The sequence below is a fragment of the Roseibium sp. MMSF_3247 genome (assembly GCF_030733765.1).
In the GTDB taxonomy this organism is placed as follows: Bacteria; Pseudomonadota; Alphaproteobacteria; order Rhizobiales; family Stappiaceae; genus Roseibium.
On record NZ_JASHII010000002.1, the window covers coordinates 136,226 to 157,436 of the forward strand.

29 protein-coding genes are annotated in these 21,211 nt (G+C 59.7%); 22 read left to right on the forward strand and 7 right to left on the reverse strand.

The genetic code is table 11. From position 1 onward, the window contains the following. Positions 1–7: 7 nt before the first annotated feature. The 4 genes from cyoD to RBB44_RS06085 all read left to right on the forward strand — a co-directional run bounded on the left by cyoD (position 8) and on the right by RBB44_RS06085 (position 2,914). Complete coding sequence (gene cyoD / locus RBB44_RS06070; RefSeq protein ID WP_008189660.1) at positions 8–322, forward strand: cytochrome o ubiquinol oxidase subunit IV; 315 nt, start codon at positions 8–10, stop codon at positions 320–322. A gap of 99 nt (positions 323–421) precedes the next feature. Then, positions 422–1,267, forward strand: coding sequence for a helix-turn-helix transcriptional regulator (locus RBB44_RS06075; RefSeq protein ID WP_209177321.1), 846 nt, complete (start codon positions 422–424; stop codon positions 1,265–1,267). A 69-nt stretch (positions 1,268–1,336) separates the two neighbouring features. Continuing rightward, positions 1,337–1,978, forward strand: a complete 642-nt coding sequence (locus RBB44_RS06080; protein WP_306146498.1) for a 2-hydroxychromene-2-carboxylate isomerase — start codon at positions 1,337–1,339, stop codon at positions 1,976–1,978. A gap of 123 nt (positions 1,979–2,101) precedes the next feature. Beyond that, a complete protein-coding gene (locus RBB44_RS06085) occupies positions 2,102–2,914 on the forward strand; it encodes an ABC transporter substrate-binding protein (protein ID WP_306146499.1) in 813 nt (270 codons plus the stop codon). 37 nt (positions 2,915–2,951) lie between these two features. On the opposite strand, the gene RBB44_RS06090 is transcribed toward RBB44_RS06085, so the two are convergent. After that, on the reverse strand, positions 2,952–4,604 hold the full coding sequence (locus RBB44_RS06090; RefSeq protein ID WP_306146500.1) for an FMN-binding glutamate synthase family protein: 1,653 nt from the start codon (positions 4,602–4,604) through the stop codon (positions 2,952–2,954). Between the two features lie 281 nt (positions 4,605–4,885). On the opposite strand from RBB44_RS06090, the gene RBB44_RS06095 reads away from it, so the two are divergent. Beyond that, a complete protein-coding gene (locus RBB44_RS06095; protein WP_306146501.1) occupies positions 4,886–5,698 on the forward strand; it encodes an ABC transporter substrate-binding protein in 813 nt (270 codons plus the stop codon). Positions 5,699–5,715: 17 nt separating this feature from the next. On the opposite strand, the gene RBB44_RS06100 is transcribed toward RBB44_RS06095, so the two are convergent. Then, on the reverse strand, positions 5,716–7,023 hold the full coding sequence (locus tag RBB44_RS06100) for a glycosyltransferase (protein ID WP_306146502.1): 1,308 nt from the start codon (positions 7,021–7,023) through the stop codon (positions 5,716–5,718). A gap of 211 nt (positions 7,024–7,234) precedes the next feature. Here RBB44_RS06100 and RBB44_RS06105 point away from each other — a divergent pair, with 211 nt between their 5' ends. Beyond that, positions 7,235–8,011, forward strand: a complete 777-nt coding sequence (locus RBB44_RS06105; protein WP_306146503.1) for an ABC transporter substrate-binding protein — start codon at positions 7,235–7,237, stop codon at positions 8,009–8,011. Between the two features lie 53 nt (positions 8,012–8,064). Further along, positions 8,065–8,490 (forward strand): secondary thiamine-phosphate synthase enzyme YjbQ, encoded by a 426-nt coding sequence (locus RBB44_RS06110; RefSeq protein ID WP_306146504.1) that lies wholly within the window; start codon positions 8,065–8,067, stop codon positions 8,488–8,490. Positions 8,491–8,499: 9 nt separating this feature from the next. Here RBB44_RS06110 and RBB44_RS06115 read toward each other — a convergent pair whose 3' ends face one another. After that, positions 8,500–9,252 (reverse strand): SDR family NAD(P)-dependent oxidoreductase, encoded by a 753-nt coding sequence (locus tag RBB44_RS06115; protein ID WP_306146505.1) that lies wholly within the window; start codon positions 9,250–9,252, stop codon positions 8,500–8,502. A 599-nt stretch (positions 9,253–9,851) separates the two neighbouring features. After that, positions 9,852–10,295, reverse strand: a complete 444-nt coding sequence (locus RBB44_RS06120) for a hypothetical protein (RefSeq protein ID WP_306146506.1) — start codon at positions 10,293–10,295, stop codon at positions 9,852–9,854. Between the two features lie 156 nt (positions 10,296–10,451). Here RBB44_RS06120 and RBB44_RS06125 point away from each other — a divergent pair, with 156 nt between their 5' ends. Continuing rightward, the gene (locus RBB44_RS06125; RefSeq protein ID WP_306146507.1) at positions 10,452–11,036 is read left to right on the forward strand and encodes a hypothetical protein; all 585 of its coding nucleotides are present in this window, start codon (positions 10,452–10,454) and stop codon (positions 11,034–11,036) included. Next, positions 11,005–12,309 (forward strand): DNA-packaging protein, encoded by a 1,305-nt coding sequence (locus RBB44_RS06130; protein ID WP_306147301.1) that lies wholly within the window; start codon positions 11,005–11,007, stop codon positions 12,307–12,309. The genes RBB44_RS06125 and RBB44_RS06130 overlap by 32 nt, the downstream gene beginning before the upstream one ends. A gap of 93 nt (positions 12,310–12,402) precedes the next feature. Here the strand turns inward: RBB44_RS06130 and RBB44_RS06135 are convergent, their stop codons facing one another. Then, positions 12,403–12,960, reverse strand: coding sequence for an N-acetyltransferase family protein (locus RBB44_RS06135; RefSeq protein ID WP_371932237.1), 558 nt, complete (start codon positions 12,958–12,960; stop codon positions 12,403–12,405). A gap of 52 nt (positions 12,961–13,012) precedes the next feature. Beyond that, a complete protein-coding gene (locus RBB44_RS06140) occupies positions 13,013–13,450 on the reverse strand; it encodes an SRPBCC domain-containing protein (RefSeq protein WP_306146509.1) in 438 nt (145 codons plus the stop codon). Between the two features lie 148 nt (positions 13,451–13,598). On the opposite strand from RBB44_RS06140, the gene RBB44_RS06145 reads away from it, so the two are divergent. From RBB44_RS06145 to RBB44_RS06200, 12 genes are all read left to right on the forward strand, one after another. Beyond that, positions 13,599–14,813 carry a phage portal protein gene (locus RBB44_RS06145; RefSeq protein ID WP_306146511.1) on the forward strand — a complete coding sequence of 405 codons (1,215 nt, stop codon included), beginning with the start codon at positions 13,599–13,601 and terminating at the stop codon, positions 14,811–14,813. Then, positions 14,806–15,003: a hypothetical protein gene (locus RBB44_RS06150; protein WP_209177334.1), complete on the forward strand. Its 198-nt coding sequence runs from the start codon at positions 14,806–14,808 to the stop codon at positions 15,001–15,003. Before RBB44_RS06145 ends, RBB44_RS06150 begins: the two co-directional genes overlap by 8 nt. Positions 15,004–15,166: 163 nt before the next feature. Beyond that, positions 15,167–15,376, forward strand: coding sequence for a hypothetical protein (locus tag RBB44_RS06155; RefSeq protein WP_306146512.1), 210 nt, complete (start codon positions 15,167–15,169; stop codon positions 15,374–15,376). Continuing rightward, positions 15,376–15,864 (forward strand): HK97 family phage prohead protease, encoded by a 489-nt coding sequence (locus RBB44_RS06160; protein WP_306146513.1) that lies wholly within the window; start codon positions 15,376–15,378, stop codon positions 15,862–15,864. Before RBB44_RS06155 ends, RBB44_RS06160 begins: the two co-directional genes overlap by 1 nt. Next, positions 15,864–17,186, forward strand: coding sequence for a phage major capsid protein (locus RBB44_RS06165; protein WP_306146514.1), 1,323 nt, complete (start codon positions 15,864–15,866; stop codon positions 17,184–17,186). The genes RBB44_RS06160 and RBB44_RS06165 overlap by 1 nt, the downstream gene beginning before the upstream one ends. 147 nt (positions 17,187–17,333) lie before the next feature. After that, the gene (locus RBB44_RS06170) at positions 17,334–17,903 is read left to right on the forward strand and encodes a head-tail connector protein (protein WP_306146515.1); all 570 of its coding nucleotides are present in this window, start codon (positions 17,334–17,336) and stop codon (positions 17,901–17,903) included. Continuing rightward, entirely contained in the window at positions 17,900–18,220 is a 321-nt protein-coding gene (locus RBB44_RS06175; protein WP_306146516.1) for a head-tail adaptor protein, read from the forward strand. Before RBB44_RS06170 ends, RBB44_RS06175 begins: the two co-directional genes overlap by 4 nt. Then, positions 18,217–18,633 (forward strand): DUF3168 domain-containing protein, encoded by a 417-nt coding sequence (locus tag RBB44_RS06180; RefSeq protein WP_306146517.1) that lies wholly within the window; start codon positions 18,217–18,219, stop codon positions 18,631–18,633. The genes RBB44_RS06175 and RBB44_RS06180 overlap by 4 nt, the downstream gene beginning before the upstream one ends. 25 nt (positions 18,634–18,658) lie before the next feature. Further along, a complete protein-coding gene (locus RBB44_RS06185) occupies positions 18,659–19,072 on the forward strand; it encodes a phage major tail protein, TP901-1 family (RefSeq protein WP_306146518.1) in 414 nt (137 codons plus the stop codon). Positions 19,073–19,097: 25 nt separating this feature from the next. Then, a complete protein-coding gene (locus RBB44_RS06190) occupies positions 19,098–19,445 on the forward strand; it encodes a gene transfer agent family protein (RefSeq protein ID WP_306146519.1) in 348 nt (115 codons plus the stop codon). Beyond that, positions 19,445–19,675 carry a phage tail assembly chaperone gene (locus tag RBB44_RS06195; RefSeq protein ID WP_306146520.1) on the forward strand — a complete coding sequence of 77 codons (231 nt, stop codon included), beginning with the start codon at positions 19,445–19,447 and terminating at the stop codon, positions 19,673–19,675. Before RBB44_RS06190 ends, RBB44_RS06195 begins: the two co-directional genes overlap by 1 nt. Beyond that, positions 19,662–20,195 (forward strand): phage tail tape measure protein, encoded by a 534-nt coding sequence (locus RBB44_RS06200; protein WP_306146521.1) that lies wholly within the window; start codon positions 19,662–19,664, stop codon positions 20,193–20,195. Before RBB44_RS06195 ends, RBB44_RS06200 begins: the two co-directional genes overlap by 14 nt. A 22-nt stretch (positions 20,196–20,217) precedes the next feature. Here RBB44_RS06200 and RBB44_RS06205 read toward each other — a convergent pair whose 3' ends face one another. Next, positions 20,218–20,472 (reverse strand): YdcH family protein, encoded by a 255-nt coding sequence (locus RBB44_RS06205; RefSeq protein ID WP_040451743.1) that lies wholly within the window; start codon positions 20,470–20,472, stop codon positions 20,218–20,220. A 98-nt stretch (positions 20,473–20,570) separates the two neighbouring features. Here RBB44_RS06205 and RBB44_RS06210 point away from each other — a divergent pair, with 98 nt between their 5' ends. Then, a complete protein-coding gene (locus tag RBB44_RS06210; protein ID WP_306146524.1) occupies positions 20,571–21,206 on the forward strand; it encodes a DUF2460 domain-containing protein in 636 nt (211 codons plus the stop codon). Positions 21,207–21,211 lie beyond the last annotated feature (5 nt).

The following is a 21,211-nucleotide window of genomic DNA, read 5'->3' on the forward strand; positions in this document are numbered from 1 at the left end:
GGCTGACATGGACCACACGGACCACACAGAACATCGCAGCCTTGGCACCTACCTGACCGGCTTTGCACTTGCGATTGTGCTGACTGCAATCCCTTTCGGTCTGGTCTGGACGGGCGCGCTCACCGGACCGGCGGTCTACGGTGTGATTGCAGCGGCCGCTGTCATCCAGGTGCTGGTGCACCTGGTGTTTTTCCTGCACCTCAATTTCAAGTCGACCCCGGGTGAGAACCTCTTCTTTCTGGCCTTCGCTGCCGTTCTGATTTGCATCATGGTCGGCGGCAGTCTCTGGATCATGTTCGACCTGCATCACCGGATGATGTGACAGTCTGAATTACGTGTTTGACGCCTGAGTTCGAACGACACTCTGTTGGTTTTCGCAACAGATGTGGTTTTACCTCAACAGCTGTGGTACCCACACCACATGGATAAAAGAGACCGGGCCGAACTGTTTCGCGAGCGTTTGAGCGCGGCGCTCAGAGAGCGGGAACTGAACCGCTCAGACCTCGCGCGCGCAGCTGAGCTCGACCGGTCGACGGTTTCCCAGCTTTTGTCCGAAGAGAGCCCACGCCTGCCCAATGGTCAGGCGCTTGCGGCTATTGCATCCGCCCTAAGTGTGTCCGCCGATTGGCTTCTGGGCTTGTCGGCGCACAAGGGTGCGGCCGCGGAAATCCTCGATCAAGCCGTTCAAGTGGCCGAAACCGAACGTCACCCGGTCGATGTGCATTTGCTCGCCTGGTACCGGGACGCGGTGGGCGCCAAGATCCGGCATGTTCCGGCGAACCTGCCGGATGTCTTGAAGACAGAAGCCGTTCTGGCGCACGAATATGCTGGTGAAACCTTTCGGACACCCGGACAGGCCATCACTGGTACACGCGATCAGCAGGCGTTGTTGAACCGCGCAGAATCGGACATGGAAATCTGTGTTTCGAAAGAGGCCTTGGAGGCATTTGCCCGGGGCGAGGGCATGTGGTCGGATTTGCCGGATGCCGTGCGCCGGGAGCAGCTGAAGGTTATGGGCGAAACCCTGGAAAGATATTATCCGTCTCTCAGGCTGCATCTTTTTGGTGCGAGCGACCGGTTTTCCGCCCCGTTTACAGTGTTTGGCCAAAAATGGGCTGCGCTGTATCTGGGGCAACGCTATCTCACCTTTTCCAACACACGTCACGTGCAGCTGTTTTCCCGGCATTTCGATGATCTGGTCCGCCACGCTCTCGTGCGATCTCACGAGGCCAGTGACTTTGCAACGAAACTGTCTCTCGGGATTTGAACCGGATTTTAAATACCAAAGGTAAATCCAGATATTGAACCGCCTTTCGCGAAAGAAAGACCCTACGGCATGGCAATCATCGAATATGTCTATTCCGCGCATTCCGCATTTGCGTATCTCGGCTCCTCGGAGATCATGCGGATTTGCGCTGATCACAACGCGGTTTTGGTCCATCGGCCGGTGCTTTTGTCGCCTGTCGTCGAGGCTCAAAGAAGCCCGGCCTTCCGCCAGCGGACACAGGCGCATGTCGACTATTTCTTCGGTCGCGAAATCGAACGTTGGGCCGAGTACCGGTCCGTGCCGATTATCCGCAAGCGCCCGACTTTTCACGATGCAGACTACAGCCTGGCCTCGGGCATGATCATCGCGCTGGGCGAAACGGGCCCAGACACCGACCGGATGGCTCACGGACTTTTGGAGGCGCATTGGAATGAGGATTTGGACCTTTCAGACCGTACCGCTCTTGAGGCTGTGGCGGTGAAACTGGGGTTCGCCGCCAAGGAATTGCTGGAAGAAGCTGCAAGCCCGAGCGTTCAGAACAAGCTCATGGAAAATTCGGAGTGGGCCAAGGAAAAGCAGGTTTTTGGGTCCCCAACATACATCGTAGATGGCGATCCATTTTACGGTCAGGATCATCTCTCACTGGTGGAGCGTGCTCTTGTAAAACCCTTCGCGCCATCGGACTGGGTCAATCCGCCTGTTGATGGGTAGGGCGCTGGTCAGACGAAAACTCTTTCGTAAATTTGCGCCGTGTTAAGTGTTTTGCCGTTACGTGAATTGTTTCAGGTCGTCTGTTGTGCGTTTGTACAGGCGTCCCTCACGTCGGAGACTGTTATGGTATCGGTCCGCCTTGGGCTGGTTTTATTCTTCGCAAGCATCTCCAGTGCATTGGCATCTGATCCAAACTGCACACGCGTAACCGCGTCCGCACACCCCGATTATCCGCCTTATCATTGGCGCGAGGGCGGGCGGATTGTTGGGGCAAGCGTTGACCTCAACAAAATGATCTTTCAGGAACTCGGTGTCTCGTTTGATGCGGTCTTTACCGGGCCCTGGAAACGCGTTTTGAAAACAGCTGAAAACGGCGACATCGACTTCTTGATGTCGCTGAAAAAAACGGATGAGCGATCAACGTTTTTGGACTTCACCGACACCCCCGCGTTCGAGAACCCGTTTACTGTGTTCACGTTGCGCAACCGGAGCTTCCCACTCACGGTATGGGAGGATCTGAAGGGCAGGTATGGCGCGAAAAACGCCGGAGACCGCTATGGAGAGCCTTTCGATTCCTATGTCGCCAATGTTCTGGAGTTGTCCGACAATTTCTCTTTCCAGGATAACGTGAACCAGCTGCTGGTCGGTCGGATCGACTACATTATCCACGGCCGCTATGTCGGTCAGGCGCAATTTGGCGCCATCCAGGGCGGCGAGGACATTGTGCCGCTGGGCTGGAACGTGATGAATGGCTTTGTGCACAGTGGTTTTACGCTCAGTTCTCCTTGTCGGCATCTGAAGGACAAGGTGAGCGAGCGGTATGGCGAACTGCTGGCCGACGGGACAGCGGACCGGATCATCTCTGAAAACATCGGCCGATGGATTCTCCGAAGCCGGAATTACGAGCTGCGAAAGAAAGTCGTCGATATCGACTAAAATATCCGGCCAGCCATGTGTCGGTCCCGCCTTTTCTTTAGTGATGACCGAGGTGATGGTGATACTGCGCCTTGGCAACTTCCAGGGATTTTGCGGGCTCGAAACTGCCGGCATCGGCCATCGCCCAATAGGTGGAATACCCCGCAATATCGTGGGTTGGGTCGAGCAAAGCGCCCGGTTTCAGCCAGGTCAGGGCAGCGCTTGCCGGCAGGATTTCCCGCAAACCAGCTCGAAGATAGAAATGCTCCGGCTTGAAATCCCGTGGATGAGACAGCCCGGCTGCAGCTGTAAACTCAACGAGCGACTTGATGGTATTGCGGTGAAAGTTCGCAACGCGGGTGGCCTTGTCCGGAACATCCAATGCTTGCTGGCGTTTCGGGTCCTGGGTTGCGACGCCTGTCGGACATTTGTTGGTATGGCAGCTTTGAGATTGGATGCAGCCAACCGCGAACATGAAGCCGCGGGCCGAGTTCACCCAGTCCGCACCAAGTGCCATGGTTCCGGCGATGTCAAAAGCGCTGATCAGTTTGCCACTCGCGCCGATGCGGATGTCATCGCGCAATCCTGCGCCGACAAGGCTGTTGTGAACGAACGCCAACCCTTGGCGCAGCGGCGTGCCGAGCCTGTTGGCGAACTCGACGGGGGCTGCCCCCGTGCCACCTTCCGCACCGTCCACAACGATGAAATCCGGTTTGATCCCGGACTTGAGCATTGCCTTGACGACCGCCATGAATTCCCACCGGTGGCCGATGCATAGTTTGAAGCCGACCGGTTTGCCTCCGGAAAGCTCGCGCAGGGTCTTGATGAAGTCCAGCAATTCCATCGGCGTCGAAAACGCAGAATGGCTCGCTGGTGAAATGCATTCCTTGCCGACCGGAATACCGCGCGCTTCCGCGATTTCCTCAGTCACCTTGGCGCCGGGCAGAACGCCACCGTGGCCGGGTTTTGCGCCCTGACTCATCTTGATTTCGATCATCTTGATTTGTGGGTCGGCCGCCTGTTTCTTGAACTTTTCCGGATCAAAGCCGCCATCGTCGGCGCGGCAACCAAAATAGCCGCTGCCCAGCTCCCAAACCAGATCGCCGCCGCCTTCGCGGTGGTAGCGGGAAACGCTGCCCTCGCCGGTGTCATGGTAGAAGCCGCCCGCCTTGGCACCTTTGTTCAACGCCAGGATGGCGTTGCCGGAAAGTGACCCAAAGCTCATGGCGGAGATGTTGAAAATCGACGCGGAGTAAGGCTGTTTGCACTCAGGACCGCCGATCTCGACGCGCAGTTCTTCGACCTTCCCATGAGACTGCGGACAGACCGAATGGTTCACCCAGCCGTAGTTGATGTCATAAACGTCAAGCTCGGTGCCGAAGGGGAGCACGCCTTCGATGTCCTTTGCCCGGTCATAGACCATGGTGCGGCGCTCGCGGGAAAACGGCCGGCCATCCTGATTGCTTTCAAAGAAGTACTGCCGGAGCTCAGGGCGGATGGCTTCGAACATGAAACGGAAATGGCCGGCGACCGGATAGTTCCTCAAAATCGCATGTTTCGTCTGGGTGACGTCCAGTATGCCGACAATGGTCAGGACGGCAAAAACCGCAAAAACCCAAAGGATATGAGGGTTGACTGCGAAGCTGAGGATGAAGGTCACAACTGCGGCGGCACTACAAAGCGCAAACACCGTATAGCGGGCTGGAAACAAGAGACATTCTCCCTCTGGCAATCCTGAGGGGCAGTCTAGTCAGTCTCCTTGTCAAAAGGAAAGGGGGCATCTCATCTTTGATGAGCTTGGCCGCACGAATCAGAACACGTGCGGCGCGCCGAGGCTTATGTATTTAATGCCATTGAGAAATATGTTGATTGCAGGCCCTCGGCCGTGTCCCGAATAATCACGGGACAGATTTGAGCCCGGAAGCGCTGACCCATTCATTGGCGGTCCGGCACTCCGAATACCGGTTCGGGCAACGTTTGCGATGAGGTGACATGAAACGAGTGTTGGGCGCGATAACCGCAGCCATGTTGACCGTCAGTGCGTGGCAAGCTTCGGCGCAAACACTTGTTCTGGGCCTGGAAAACGTAGAGTACTTTCCCTGGCAACTGCCGGATGGGACCGGGGCTGACATTTTCCTCATAGAGACGGCGGCCCGAAATCTGGGATATGCAGTTGATCTCCGGCCAGTGCCTTGGAGGCGCTGCCTCAACGAGGCCGGTTCGAACGCCATCGACGGTTGTTTTTCGGCCAGCTTCGAGGTGAGCCGGATGGACCTTGGGGTCTATCCGATGGTGGACAACCGTCCGGATACCTCAAAAGCTCTGCACGCTGACAGTTACTCGCTTTACGTTCCAACAGAATCGGATGTTCGCTGGACTGGATCAGAGTTTGACAATCTGTCCGGCGATATTGGTGCCATCTATGGCTATTCGATTGTGACAATGCTCCAAAATCAGGGCGTCGGGGTTTTCATGGCCGACCGGCTCGGTCAACTGTTCCAGCTCCTTTTGCGCGACCGCCTGGATGGCGTCGCGGCGCTAACCGCACATGCAGATCACTTGATCGAACAAACGCCGGAGCTGAACGGACGGGTTCGAAAAGTAGGACCGCCCTTGGAAGAAAAGCATTACTACCTGTTGTTTTCACATGGTTTTGCCAAGAACAACCCGGGGGTCGTTTCAGCCCTTTATGATGAGATCAAACGGGTTCGGAAATCCCCTGAATATCGGGAAAACTATGAGCATATCCGGCGCACGCATGTTGAGCCGCACACTTTGAATTACAACCCTCCCGGTGGGCTTTAAGCAGAGATCAGACGAAGTCAGGCGCTTTTTGCTCGTGCACGCACAGCTGGAACACGGGACATGATTTCCTCTGCCGCGCCCTCTGCGCCGGGCTCAAGCGCCATGATGCCGGCGGCGGCCTTGGCACCCATTGCATAGGCCGGAGCATCTAGCGCATAGAGCGCCTTCACCAGCAAATCTGTCGTGAGTTTCTTTTGGCTGATCGGCGCCGGACCAGCGCCAGCTGCATGAACGCGTTGCCCCCAGAAAGGCTGATCGGCAAAGACCGGGCAGACAAGGGAGGGTTTGCCCCAGCGCAAGGCTTCATGGGTTGTTCCGGCGCCGCCATGGTGGATGATGCTGCTGCATTTTGGAAACAACCAGCCGTGCGGGGCCTTGTCGATCAAAAACACCTTGTCCTTCAGGACCTCCGGCAAGGTGTGCCCGGTGAGGCCGCCCCAGCCGCGCGCCAAAATCGCCCTCAGTCCGGTCTGGGTGAGTGAGCGCATGATCAGCCGGGTCAGCTCGTCCGGGTTCCGGCTCGGCATGGAGCCAAAGCCGATATAGACCGGCGCCGGGCCGTCCTCCAGAAACTGCATCAGCTCGCGGTCTGGTGTGTAGGTGTTTGCGGGCCGCATGAACCAGTAGCCGCTCAGCCAGGACGTTTCCGGCCAGTCTTTCGGTCTCGGCACCAGCGCAGATGAAAACCCTTGCAGGCACAGCGCTTTGGAGCCATCCGGCATATGCCCGTCGATCATTTCGCCCGGGTATTCGAATTCCGCGGTTGCTTCGGCGCGCAGCGGTTTCAACATGGGAGACAGACCCAGGGCCATGAGTTTGCGGGCAGCCAGATAACTGAGACGGTTTCCCAGTTTGCCGAGTGCGGGCAATCCAAACAGGGAGACCGGAAAATCGCCTGTGGGCGTCACGACCGGTTGAAGCGCGGTCGGCAAAGCCGGGACATTCAGCCGCCGGGCCACCAGCGTCATCACCGTGGCCTTGAGATTGAAGAGGATCAGATCCGGCTTTTCTTCCAGACCGATTCTCCACAAACATCGGACGACCTTCTTCTGATCTTCCATGGTGGTCCGGGCGACCTTGATCTTGCCGCGGAAGGTGAACATCGCCTCGCGCGTCACTGGGTCACCCAAGAGGGCTTCAAAATCGATCGGAACCGCACGTGGCTGCGCCCCCACCTTGCCGATCATCGTGTCAAAGCCACGCCCCGTCGCCACGACGACATCGGCACCAAGACGCACCAGTTCACCGGCAAGCGCCACATAGGGCTGAACGTCGCCGCGAGTTCCGAGCGTGGCAATCAGGATTTTCGGCTTTGAAGAGTTCATTGGTGAAATTCCCAATAGGAAGGTGCCTCTTTTGGATGTTTTTTGGCCACTCTGCAATCAGGAAGAGGTGTAAAATCATCAAAATATCTGGAAAGTGTCAGCTACCGTTGGGGCATTATCAAATCAATGACATGTTGAGGAATGAATTTCCGGTTTTGTTAAGGGCAGGGGATTTAGGGATTCTCTGAAGGACAAGCAGAAAAGGCAATGCATGGCCCTGGAACTGAGTTCGATGACAGCGCTGCGCTGCGCCCGGCGCGCAGTGGTTGCCGTTGCGGTCGTGAGCGGTCTTGCTTTTGCGGTGTCCGGCCCGGCACTGGCAACGCCGCGCATCGACATTGTCACCGAAGATTATCCGCCCTACGAAATGGCTGTTGAGCAGGACGGCCTGCGAGGGTTCGACTATGAAGTCGCCACCGAAGCCTTCCGCCGCATGGGCTATGAAGCCAACATCCTGTTCCTGCCCTGGAAGCGGGCGCTGAACGAAGCGGAGACGGGCCGGGCGGCCGGTATCCTGACTTGCGCCCATCATCCTGACCGGGAGCGGTTCATTCTCTTCTCGGACCCGATCAGTGTCTTCACCAACGGTTTTTTCGTAAGAAAAGCGCATGAGGGGCCGGACATTCAGACCGTTGAGGATGTGGTTGGTCAGCCTGTGGCGTCCATGGCGGGATATGAAAGCCTGGCGGTTTTGCAGAACCTGGGGGCCAAACCGATCGAAGCGCAAACGACCGAGCTTGGCCTCAAGATGCTGGCGGCCGGCCGGTTTGATTATCTGATGGGCGCGCGGGAACCGACGGAGTACATTATCCGCCGCGAGGAGATGAGCGGTCAGTTTGAATTCATCGCGCTGACCACCCGGGATTTCCACTTTTGTTTTTCAAAGAGTTATGATGGCGTTGAGGATCTGATCGGCCCCTTCAATGAAGCCTTGGCAGAAATGCGCGCAGATGGCACCTATGATGCCATCCACGACAAGTACCGGTAGGGGTCGGGTCAACCGTTCCGGCCACACCTCATTTGAAGACTTTGAAGGCTTCCATGCAAACGCTGTTCTCCCTGAAAACCTCCGGCCAGGGGCTTTATGAGTTCACCCGGTCCGTCAGCAGCTGGCTTATGGAGGACGGCGCAGGCGACGGATTGCTGACCCTGTTCGTTCGGCACACGTCCTGCTCGCTCCTCATTCAGGAGAACGCTGATCCGGATGTGCAGGTGGATCTGAAAGCCTATTTCAGCCGTCTTGTACCGCCGGCGAGCGATCCTTCGATGCGTTATCTCACGCACACGCTGGAGGGCCTGGACGACATGCCGGCGCATATCAAGGCCGCGGTTTTGCCCGTCAGCCTGTCGATCCCGGTCTCGGGCAGCGAAATGCTGCTTGGCACCTGGCAGGGGATTTATCTCTTTGAACATCGCGACATGCCGCACCAACGCCAAGTGGCGGCGCATTTTCTGAGTGACCGGTAACCGGACGTCCTATGTCCGAAGCGCGGGCAGGCCGACGCCGGTGCTGTCAAACCCGCCGTCGGACGCAATTACCTGACCGGTAACGTAGCTCGCCTCGTCAGAGCACAAGAAGGCGATGACGGACGCGATTTCAGCCTCCGAGCCATAGCGGTTGAGCGGGATCGCATCGTGATAGGCGTCGATGATTTCCTGGGTGTGCACGGCCATGGCGAGCTTGGTGCGGACCGGGCCGGGACAGACGCAATTGGCGCGGACGCCGTATTCGCCAAGTTCGGCCGCCTGCTGCTTGGTCAGGTGAATGACCGCTGCCTTCGACGTCCCATAGGCCACCCGCAAGGTGGAGGCGCGGAGGCCGGAAATCGAGCCGATATTGACGATCGCACCACGCGTTTTTTTCAGGTGCGGAACGGCGGCCTGCGAGACTATGAAGGCCCCGTCCAGATTGGTCGCCATCACCGTGCGCCACAGGCTCAAATCCGCCTCTTCGATCGGCCCGAAATTGGCGACACCCGCATTGTTGACCACCGCGTCCAGACGCCCGAAGTGTTCGATGATCTTGGTCATCATCTCATCGACGTCATCGGGGATAGAAACATCATAGATGAAGGCCGACCCCGCGTTTATCCCGGCGGACGCCGTTTTCAACTCCGCCCCGTCGCGATCGACCATCGCCACCTTCCAGCCCTTCTCAATCAGGAGCTTCGTGGTCGCCAAACCAATCCCGCGCGCCGCGCCGGTCACAAGGGCAATCTTTTCGGTCATTTTCGGGGACTTGGGTTTTGGGGCTGCGGGTAGGGTGGTGGACGAACGCTAGCAGGCATGGCCGGCGCGGGCAATTGGGAGATGACCAATCCATTTCATCAAAGGCCTAAAGAGAGAAATAGGAAAATATTCCTTGACACCGTAACGGTGATGTGGCATGGTTTTGTCATGATCCCAAAGTTGCGGATCGGTTGAGGCTTCCGGCGTTTGCGTGGAGGCCTTTTTTGTTGGGCGCATCGGCCGAATGGGCTGATGGGGCCAAACGAGCGGAGAGGGTCAGAGGATGGCAGATTATCCAAGTCCCGCTGCCGCAAGGCCGGTTTCAGTCCTATGGGCCGCAGTATCTCACAGGCGCGCCGGGCGTGGATAAGTTCTTGAGAGCGGCCCCGCTCGCTGCCGTACCGGCCCCCGAACTGAAATCCATGCCGGGACCTATGTCGGGACATGACCAGGGATCAGAGCATTGACGAGGGCCCCGGATCAGGTCCGGGGCGGCGATAGTGATCGCAGCGAAACAGGTGCCCAGACAGCAAACCGATCTGTGTCTCTATCAACCGGCAGCCGCCGGTATTTTTGTGCCTTCGGAAAACCCGATTGGATCAGCGCATGGATACGCAGACCTTGATGATGCCTTTGTTGTCCCAAAGGGCAACGTCCTTGTCGTTGATCCGGAACGCATATGTGCCGGCAGGATCCCTCGTATTGAGCGCAAGGGCTGCAAACTCTGCGAAAGGGACGATCCTCCCAGCCTGGTCGCGCACCAACATTTCGCCAAAGGCGTAAGATTGATCGAACTTGTAGCCGTAAAGCGGACCGAGCGCAGCTGCGTCCTTGCCGGAATAACCGCGTGGGCCGACGGGTTTGTAGAGCCCGTTGATGACCGTCCATGAGCCGGAATAGGCAACTTTGCGGATTTTGCCGTTTGGCAGATTAAGCGACTGCCAGCCCTTTTTGGAATTGACCGACGCACAATAATCGGCTGCCAGGGCCGGTGGTGCGGCAAGCAGGATGAGCGGCAAAAGTACAAGGACAGCGCGTAGCATCAGGATATGGTTCCGTTAGGGCATGCAATTTCACAATGGCCGAGGCCCGTGGCAATCGCAAGGGGCGGCTCCTGGCTGCCGTGACGACGATCATTGGAGTTTGTCAGCAGTCTGGAACCGGCATCCGCCGGTTTTTTGTGCCTGGAGGAAACCGGAGTGAACGAATGCGGGGGATCGAACGTGAAGGCGCGGTTCTCAGGGCAGGGCCTCGCCGACACGCTGAAACGGGAAAAGGCTCTGAAGCAAAAACGCAGGAAGCAGTCGAAGCAGAAGGCTTGCACCATCTCGACGGTCTCCGGCGAAGGCGGTGAACCCTCAGGTTCAAAAGGGATGGAAACGCCCCGGCGCTCCGATCCCGGCTCTTCACTTTGTTCCGTCCGGGAGGGTGCAATAGCCGAGGCGGTGTTGAAAGCCGACGGAAGTGAGCAGAAAACACCGGAAAGCCCGCAAGACATGGCCACGCGGCTCTACCGGGCGTTTGCGGGACAAATGGATCAGCTGGAAGCGCGGCTCGCGGACCTGTTTGACGAGGTTGGCGCGGGGCCGCCAACTGGCGGGATCCAGGAAATTGACAAGACGGTGAAGACCCTGGCGAGCCTTGCCAAGACCTTGACCGCCCTGATGGACTTGAAAACGGATGTGAAACCGGACGGGGAGGGCGACAACCTTGACGACCGGGAGGAGTTGCGCGCGGCACTTACGCGCCGTCTTGCGCGATTGTGCGAGGCTGGGGCGGATTGAGGCGGTCCTCTCTGCGCTTTCGGCGGATGATCTTAAATTCCTGACCTACGACTGGCCGGTTTTTGCCCATGCGCACCAGTTGCCGCCGGAAGCAGACTGGGCGGTCTGGTTGCTGATGGGCGGGCGCGGGGCCGGAAAGACACGGGCCGGGGCTGAATGGATCCGGGCGCGGGCGCTCGGGCACGGCTGGTGCGAACCGGGCTTTGCCGGGCGGATCGCGCTGGTTGGCGAAACCTATGCGGATGTCCGCGAAGTGATGGTGGAAGGGGTCTCCGGACTTCTGGCCGTGCACCCCGGTGAGGAGCGGCCGCAATGGACCCCGAGCCGCCGCCGGCTGGAATGGCCGAACGGCGCAGTGGCGCAGGCTTTTTCTGCCGAAGACCCGGAAGCCTTGAGGGGGCCGCAATTCGACATCGCCTGGTGCGATGAACTTGCCAAATGGACCTATGCCGAGGAGACCTTCGACATGTTGCAGTTTGGGCTGAGGCTGGGCCGCAAACCCCGCCAGTTGATCACAACAACGCCGCGGCCGGTGCCGCTCCTGAAACGCCTGATGAAACAGGCAGGGACCGCCATCACCCATGCCCCGACCAAGGCCAATGCGCTGTTTCTGGCGCCGGGCTTTCTGGAGGCGGTGGTCGGCCGGTATGGCGGCACGCGCCTTGGCCGGCAGGAACTGGACGGCGAACTGATCGAGGACCGGCTGGACGCGCTCTGGTCGCGGGATGGACTGGAGGCCGCAAGGGTCGTAGCCGCACCGGAGGATCTGACGCGCATCGTCATTGCGATCGATCCGCCGGTGACGGCAACGGCCAAGTCGGACGCTTGCGGCATTGTCGCCGCGGGGCTCGGAAGTGACGGCAAGGCCTATGTTCTCGCCGACCGCAGCCGCCGTCCGGCCAAACCCGCCGACTGGGCAGAAGCCGCCATTGGCCTCTGGCACGGATTGAAGGCCGATTGCCTGATCGCCGAGGTCAATCAGGGCGGCGACATGGTCGCGCAAGTGATTGCGAGCGCCGATCCATCGGTGCCGGTGAAACAAGTGCGGGCATCGCGGGGCAAGTTCTCAAGGGCCGAGCCGGTCGCCATGCTCTACGATCAGGGCAAGGTGCATCATGCAGGCACGTTTCCGGAGCTTGAAGACGAGATGGCCGACTTCGGCCTGGGCGGGCTGTCCGGCAAACGCTCTCCCGACCGGCTCGACGCCCTCGTCTGGGCGGTCTCGGACCTGATGCTGGGCCCGAAGGCAGAACCAAAGGTGCGGGGGCTCTAGACCAACCCACTCAGCCGCCCCGGACCTGATCCGGGGCCTGAGTTGCTCCAGATATGGTCCCGGATCAAGTCCGGGACAGCGGAGAGGCAGAGGTTATCCGGAAAACCTGGACGTCTCCGCGCCGAAGATGATGTTCGGGGCGGATTGGTCTTCGAAGTGGAAGATAAACCGGCCTTCGCGCTCAAGGCCAAGCGCATCGTAGAATTTGAGCGCTGACTGATTGTGCGCAAAGACGGTGAGGAATACATGGTCATGACCGTGGGCACTGAGGGTTTCCATGGATCTATGGAACAGGGCTGCGCCGATCCCCTGCCGCTTGTGATGATGGCGGACATAGAGCGTTTCGAGTTCCGCCGTGCCTGTGGCTCCGGGCGGTATCTCCGGGGAGAGCGACAGCTTGGCGTAGGCGAGAAGAAAGCCGCTGTGTTCGCAGACCAGAAAGATCCGGTAGGGGCTTTCGAGTTCCTGAGCGAGAGCCTCAACGGAATAGGCGCTCAAGACATGATCCGCAAACGGCCGGGTGATGCCATTGGGCGCATAAGTATCGAGCCAGACTTCGATCGAAAGGGCAGAGAGGGCTGCAAGGTCAGCAGCTGTAGCGAGTCGGATGGAGCGGGATAAATCAGACAGCGGGAAATCTCGGAAAATCAGGTGAGGGTCAAAACGGCTACTTGAATAGTGGCATGCACTTTGATCTGCAACATCACTTGCCGAGCAGCGTCAGGCAATAGCGTTCCAGGTTGGCCAGGTGCAGGGTCCATCCGGCCGCGTGGGCGTCGCGCAACGAACAGGATGCGTTTTCGGCAAGATCGTGCCAACCGCTGTGGATGAGAGTGAGACGCGCGCCGTTGCGTTCAGCGCGGATCGACAGTGTCAGGAGCGTTGTCCCTGTCCAGTCCTCATCCGCCCAGGTCCAGGAGAGGGTTTTGGGCGGATCGAATGTGACAATAGTACCGGAGGTGATCGTCTGGCGGTCCTCGTTGGTCCAGACTTCGCGGAACGCACCGCCCGCACGTGGCTCCAAAGAGATGTGAGGTCCGAACCAGGCGGATAGATGCTGAGCCTCGGTCCAGAGTGACCAGAGAACAGCGGGGGCGACCGGAAAACCGCGTTCGATCTGAATCACGTTCTGATTGGTCATCTCACGTTCTGCCTCCTGAGGGAGCAAAGAATAGCAGCTTTGGCGTCCGTGCGAAGCGGCGCGTTTGAATCAGTTTTCCAAGTCCCTGAATCGGTTTCTCAAAGCCTTGACTCAGCGCTTTAACAAGCGCGGAAAGGATCGTTATTTCATGCGCTTAAGAAAGGCAGTTGAATCAATCTGGGGTGCAGATCCCGCAGCGGCACTTGAGGAAAAAGCCTCCCGTACCGGGCCTCTGCTTGCGATCCAGGGGACGGCACAGCCGGTCTGGAGCCCGCGCGATTATGCGGCTCTGGCGCGGGAGGGGTTTGCAAAAAATCCTGTGGTGCACCGCGCTGTCCGGTTGCTGTCGGAGACGGCCGCCGCCGTGCCGCTGCTGCTCTTTGAAGGGGATAAGGAGCTGTCGGAGCATCCGTTGCTGGCACTGCTCGCCCGGCCGAATGCCCATGAAACCGGCGCTGATTTACTGGAGGCGCTTTACGGCTATCTGCTGGTCTCCGGCAATGCCTATCTGGAGCAGGTTTCGGTGGATGGTGTCCCGCTCGAGCTTTATGCGCTGCGGCCGGACCGAGTGAAGGTGGTGCCGGGATCCCATGGCTGGCCGGAGGCCTTCGACTACACCGCCGCGGGCCGCACCGTGCGTCTGGCTGCAGAAGCGGACGACGGAGAGGAGGCAGCCCCGGTCCGGCATCTGAAGCTGTTCCATCCGCTCAACGATCACTACGGGTTTGCGCCGGTTGAAGCCGCACAGATGGCGCTCGACATTCACAATGCGGCAGCAAGTTGGAACAAGGCGCTGCTCGACAATGCCGCCCGGCCTTCCGGCGCGCTAATCTATGGGGCGGGCGATGCCCTCAACCTGACAAGCGATCAGTTCGACCGCCTCAAGGCCGAGCTGGAAAACGGCTATCAAGGCGCGCGTAACGCCGGCCGGCCCCTGCTGCTGGAAGGCGGGCTCGACTGGAAGCCGATGGGGCTCACCCCGAAGGACATGGATTTCATCGAGGCAAAGAACCAGGCCGCCCGGGAGATCGCGCTCGCCTTTGGGGTGCCGCCGATGCTGCTCGGCATTCCGGGCGACAACACCTACGCCAACTATCAGGAGGCCGGCCGGGCGCTTTGGCGCGGGGCGGTCCTGCCGCTGGTGCGGCGCACGGCGGGCCATCTTGCCAGCTGGCTGGGACCAGCCTTCGGCGATGGTTTGCGCCTGGAGCCGGATCTTGATGCGATCGAGGCCTTGTCGTCGGAGCGGGAGGCCTTGTGGCGGCGCGTCGGTGCGGCTGCGTTCTTGTCGGACGATGAAAAACGCCAGGCCGTCGGCTACGGCGCACGGGGCGGCACTTCAGGGGAGGCGCAGGATGATTGAAGACTTGACCACTCACGTCATGGCGCGCGGGGATTTGGCCCATCTTGCGCTGTTTTTGTGGGCTGCGACGGCGACCTTGATCGGCCTCGTGCTCGTCCGCGAGTTAGCGCTGTCCAATCAGCGCTTTTCCGATTTCGTCAGCGAGGTCGCCCGGTTGAACCGTTATCTTGCCGAGCTTGGAACGCTTTAAACCCAAGGATTTCGAACGCCGCCGTCCCGGTCTTGAACCGGGACCAAGCCCGAACCGGCCCCGGATCATGTCCGGGGCGGCACGTTCTGAAATCCGCGGCTTGGAGGCTGCAGACGCCCTTTATCAACGAGGGCGAAGTTCAATTCTTATCAAGGAGGGCGGAATGAGCCTTCAAAGTAACTCCCTCGACAGCGGGAGACCGCAGTGCCGTGCCCGCAGTTCGAAAACAACGCTGCTTCAGCGGTTTGGCGCCAAGGCATCCGGTCACAGAACCGAGCATCTACCGGTTTTCCGGGATTTTTCAGGCCGTTTGTTTCATCTGGCCATTCAGGTGAGGGAAGACGCCAAACCCTCGCGTGGAGGCGGTGCTTGATGGCCGGAGCCGTAAGTGCCCCGGTGCGGATTGCCGGGTATGCCAGCGTCTTTGGTAAGGCTGATGGGGCAGGCGACACGGTTCTGCCCGGAGCGTTCCAGAGGAGCCTCCGGCAGCGTCCACCGGCACGCGTTGCGCTGTTGTGGCAGCACGATCCGGCCCGCCCGCTCGGCCGTTGGGTGCGGCTGGCGGAAACACAACACGGGCTTTGGGCCGAAGGGGAACTTGCCCCGGGCGTTGTTGCAGCCTTCGAGGCGGCGAACCTGATCCGGGCAGGGGCTCTTTCCGGGCTTTCCATCGGCTTCAAGGCGCGCACCGCCCGCAGACCGCATCGCGGATCTGGCCGGATCCTGCAAGACATCGATCTTTGGGAAATTTCCCTCGTCACCTTTCCGCAAGTCGACGAGGCGCGGGTTCAGCTTTTGACACCGCCTCCGAACACATCAACCCCACGCACACCGCACATTGGATCAAGGGAGTATTTGTGATGACAGGACCTTCAGACTGGACGCCCGATGACCTGCCGCTGGAAACAAAGGCGGACATGCCCGGCGGAATGCCGCCTGTTCCGGCGGCTCCAACCGCCGATACCTCAGGCGGAGATGACGTTGCCCGGACCTTTGACGTGTTCTTCCGGACTTTCGAGAGCTACCGGGCGGTCAATGATGCGCGCCTTGCGGAAATTGAAAGTCGGGGCAGTGCGGACGTGATCTCGCTGGAAAAACTCGACCGGCTGGATGCAGCCCTCGACGCCACACAGCGACGTCTCGACGATCTGACCTTGAAAAGCCGCCGCCCTCAGATCGGCAGGCAGGGTCCGCGGCAGATGACATCGGCAGCCTTGGAACACAAGGCGGCCTTTGAGGCCTATATGCGCTCGGGCCGGGAACAACCCTTGCGTCCGCTGGAAGTCAAAGCCCTGTCGGCCGGATCTGATCCGGATGGCGGCTATCTGGTGCCGGAGGAAACGGAAGCCGGGATCATGCGCCGCTTGTCGCAGGTCTCGCCCATCCGGGCGATCTCCGGCAACCGGCAGGTCTCATCCTCAACCTACAAGAAACCCTTCGCTGTAACTGGCCCGCAGTCCGGGTGGGTTGGCGAAACCGCCGCACGGCCGCAGACGAACAGCCCGCAACTGGCTGAGCTGACATTCCCGGCGATGGAACTCTATGCGATGCCCGCCGCGACATCGACCCTGCTGGATGATGCGGCGGTCGATATGGACCAGTGGATTGCCGAGGAAGTCGAAGCCGCCTTTGCCGAGCAGGAAGGAGCGGCCTTTGTCAATGGCGATGGCGTCAACAAGCCGCTCGGCTTCCTCCAGGCGCCGCGTGTTGCCGAGAGCAGCTGGAGCTGGGGTTCGCTCGGCACGATGCCCACCGGCACAGCCGGAGCGTTCCCGGCATCGGATGCCGGAGATACGCTCATTGACCTCATCTATTCCTTGAAGAGCGGCTACCGGCAAAACGGCCGGTTCGTCATGAACCGCAAGACGCAGAGCGAAATCCGCAAGCTGAAGGACGGCGACGGGACCTACCTGTGGCAGCCGCCTGCCGGTGTGGACGGGGCGGCGACCTTGCTGAATTTCCCAATCACGGAAGCTGAGGACATGCCAGACATTGCCAATGATGCCCCCGCGATTGCCTTCGGCGATTTCCGGCGCGGCTATCTGGTGGTGGACCGTATGGGCGTGCGTCTGTTGCGTGATCCTTATTCCGCAAAGCCCTATGTGCTGTTTTACACCACTAAACGGGTCGGCGGCGGCGTTCAGGATTATGACGCGATCAAGCTTTTGATGTTCTCCGCATAAAACTTGTCACACAGGGCTCACGTTTTCTTGCCTTGTAAGTCTTACCTAGCAGACCCACATCCTTCAATGAACGATGAGGGTCGTTCCTCCCCAGACTGGCGCCGCACTCCTTTGGACCTGCGGCGCCTTCTTTTTTGGGAAACGTCCATGACATCGATCCGTTTGAATGATCCGGCCATGGAACCTGTGGCGGTCGAAGAAATGCGCGCCCATCTCCGGCTGAGTGGCAGCGAAGAGGACAGCAGCCTTTCAGGATTTCTCAAGGCCGCCCGCACCCACATCGAACAGGCTACCCGGCGTGCTCTGATTTCCCAGTCCTGGCGACTATACCTGGATGGCTGGCCGGTTGGCCGCATTGTCCGGCTGCCCGTGTCGCCGGTGCAGTCCGTTGATCAGATCACAGTCTATGACCGCGACGGCAATGCCTCCCAGCTTCAGTCTTCTGATTGGCAACTCGACCGCTCCACACAGCCTGAACGGGTAAAGATCAAGCTCGGGGCCGGGCTTCCTGCCTCCGACATGATGGCGGCTGAAATTGATTTCACAGCCGGATATGGCGCGACCGCCTTAGATGTCCCGGAAAACTTCCGGCAGGCCGTGCGCCTTCTGGCCGGGCATTGGTTCGAACACCGGGAGGCCGGAACGGATCTGGCTGTTGCCAGCCTGCCGCAAGGGCTCGACCGGCTGTTGTCGACCGTCCGGGTGCCGCTCTTATGAGGGCCGGGGCTTACCGTGTGCCGGTGATCTTGCAGCGGCCTTTGGAGACCCGATCCGCTTCGGGGGACATAACGACCACCTATGAAGCTGCCGGATCCGTGTTCGCCGCGCTTCGCCTGAAAAGTCAGAGCGAGCGCTTCGCGAACAGCCGGACGGCAAGTTCCAAAATCTGGGAGATCCGCTTGCGGCCCTTTTCCGGATTGGCTGGTGGCTGGCGGATCCTTTCTGGTACTCGCGTTTTCCGGGTTTTGTCGGTCTGCGATCCAACCGGCCTGAGACGGGAACTTCTATGTGAGACCGAGGAGGAAAGCCCATGAGCCTTTCCAGCGTTCAAACGGCGCTGCGGGCCGGTTTGTTTTCTCGGCTCAAAGCTGACGGCGTTCTGTCCGGTTTGCTCGGGCCAGACCGGATTTTTGAAACACCGACGCGGGCAGATGCCTTTCCGTACCTCGTGCTGGAAAGCGTTGAGACCAGGCCGCTGCTTACGGAGATCGGTGAGGGTATGGTGCATTCACTGGCCCTAAGCGTGTTCTCCCGAAAGCTCAGCCGGGACGAAGCGGCCCAGGCTGCAGGCCGTGCGGCAGAGGTCCTGATGACAGGGCCGGTATCTTTGACCGGACACAGGCTTGTGAACCTCACCATTACGAATGTGCTCAGCCGCAAGCTGCGCGACGGACGGGGATATCGGGCATCGAGTTCCCTACGAGCGGTCACCGAACCGCTTACCTGAGATGACCTTCTGACAGGAGAACGCCATGGGCGCACAGCGCGGACGTGATCTGCTCTTGAAACTGGATGCTGAATCGAACGGCACGTTTGTCACCGTGGCGGGCCTTCGGGCGCGGCAAGTGGCGCTCAATGCCACAACTGTCGACATAACCACATCCGACAGCGCGGGCCGCTGGCGTGAGCTTCTGGAAGGGGCTGGAACCCGAGCAGCAAGCCTGTCCGGTTCCGGCCTATTCCGGGATGCGCAAAGTGACACCGCCGTTCGCCAGCTCTTTTTCGATGGTGCGATCCGGCCCTGGCAAGTTGTCGTTCCGGATTTCGGAACGCTGGAGGGTCAATTTCAAATCACCAGCCTGGAATATGCCGGCCGCCACGATGGCGAGGTGACTTTCGAACTGGCGCTGTCCTCCGCAGGGCAGGTGAGCTTTACCGCGGTCTGAGGGATGCAATTCGGGGAGAAATTAGATGCCAAACAGGTTCCGAGGAGAGATTACCGCCCAACTCGATGGCCGGACATGGACGTTGGTTCTGACGCTTGGCGCGTTGGCCGAGCTGGAGGCGGCTTACAAATGCGAGAGCCTTCCAGCCCTGCTTCAGAGGTTTTCACCGGACAGCTTGTCTGCATCCGACATAATCGTTTTGTTGGGGGCCGGCTTGAGAGGTGCAGGCCACGATGTCACCAATGATCAGGTGGCGATGATGAAGGCCGCTGGCGGTGTCGCCGGTTTTGCCGCGATCGCGGCGGATCTCCTGACGGCCGCGTTTGGTGCCCCCTCTACGGAAGACGACGAACCGCTGGCGGAAGCATCTTAATGCTGCCCTGGGCAGATCTTTTGCGGATAACTGCAACGCGCTGGGCTTGGACGCCGGCCGAGTTTTGGGCAGCGACGCCGCGGGAACTTGAGGCTGTTTTGGGTCTTGGCCACCCGGCGGATGGCCTCAAACGATCTGAATTGGACCAGCTGATCAGAACCCATCCGGACACGGCAACGTGCGGCCGTACCGAAGACCATAAGGAAGAGCGACCTCATGACAGATCGTGACCTGGATATTGATGTCCCGCTGGCGGACCTGGAGGAATTCCGGACGAAGATGATGGAGATCGACCGCAGCGCCCAAAACATTTCCCGCAGTCTGGTCGGCGGCCTCAAGTCGGCCCTTGTGGATGGCAAATCGCTCGAAAGCGTCTTCAAGAAGATCGCGTTGTCCGCGTCCTCCCGGGTGCTGAATTCAGCGCTCGCGCCTCTGGAAAAGGCGGCAGGCAGCCTCTTCGATACAATTATCCCTTTTGCCAAGGGCGGAGTGGTCGGCGCTCCGGCGCTATTCAATATGGGAAATGGTGTTTCCGGTTTGATGGGCGAAGCCGGTCCGGAGGCGATTCTGCCCCTTGCCAGAGGAGCGGATGGGCGCTTGGGGGTCAGGTCCGCGGAGGGCGGCCGGTCCCCCATGCCAGCAGTGCAGGTAAATGTGACTTCGCAGGATGCCGCAAGTTTCCGGCGGTCAGAAGCTCAGGTCTCGGCGATGGTGGCCCGCGCCGTCGGACGGGGACGACGCGGGCTCTAACACCGGCCTGAAAAGGAGGGGCTCAGGAACCGGCGTTTGCCGCAGCCGCAAGCATGGCGGCAATCTGGTCTTTCAGGTGAAGGCGCTTCTTCTTCAGGTCTTCAAGAACTTCATCGGATGCTGGTGTCACATCGGTTTCGATGCGGTGCACTTCGCGGTTGATGGTGTGATACTCTTCGGCCAGGCGGGCGAAATGGGCATCGGTGGTCTTCAATGTGTGGAGCGCGTCTGCCGCGTCCGGGAATTCTTCATGCAGTTCGTGAGGAACGTGACTCATTCTATTTTGCCTCCTTTAGAGGCCCCCAAAGTGCCGCCGCCAGCTTCCAAACACCTTGAGACAGATCAATCAAAGTCCGATTTGCGACGGAGATTTTCATGGACGCCTTTCTGAATGAGAGTTTTCCGGGAAGTATTGCCTTTGGAGTGCTCGGCGGGCCGGAGCGGCGGACCGAAATTGTTCCGCTGGCGACCGGCTACGAGACCCGCAATGCTCGCTGGGCCGACAGCCGCCGCCGTTACGAGGCCGCAACCGGAGTCCGGTCGCTTGAAGACTTGAGGGCTGTGCTCACGTTGTTTGAGAAAGCGCGGGGCCGGCTTTACGGCTTCCGCCTGCGCGATCCCTTTGACCATGCGAGTTCAATGGCGGGCAATCCGCCTCAAGCCGTGGATCAGTCCATCGGGGAAGGCGACGGCAGCACGGTCCGTTTTCCGTTGACCAAGACATACGGGAGCGGGGACCTTGCCTATCACCGGGATATCCGCTTGCCGGTGGCAAGCAGCGTGCGGATAGCCACGGCCGGAGCAGAACAGACCGCCGGGATAGACTTTGAGGTCGATGCGTCGACGGGCGACATCGTGTTTTCCGAAGCGCCGTCCGTAGGGAGTTCCGTCACAGCCGGTTTCCTGTTCGACGTGCCGGTCCGGTTCGACACCGACCGCCTAGACCTCAGCCTGACCCATTTCGAAGCCGGCGACATTCCCTCGATCCCGTTGGTCGAGATTCGGTTCTAAGAACA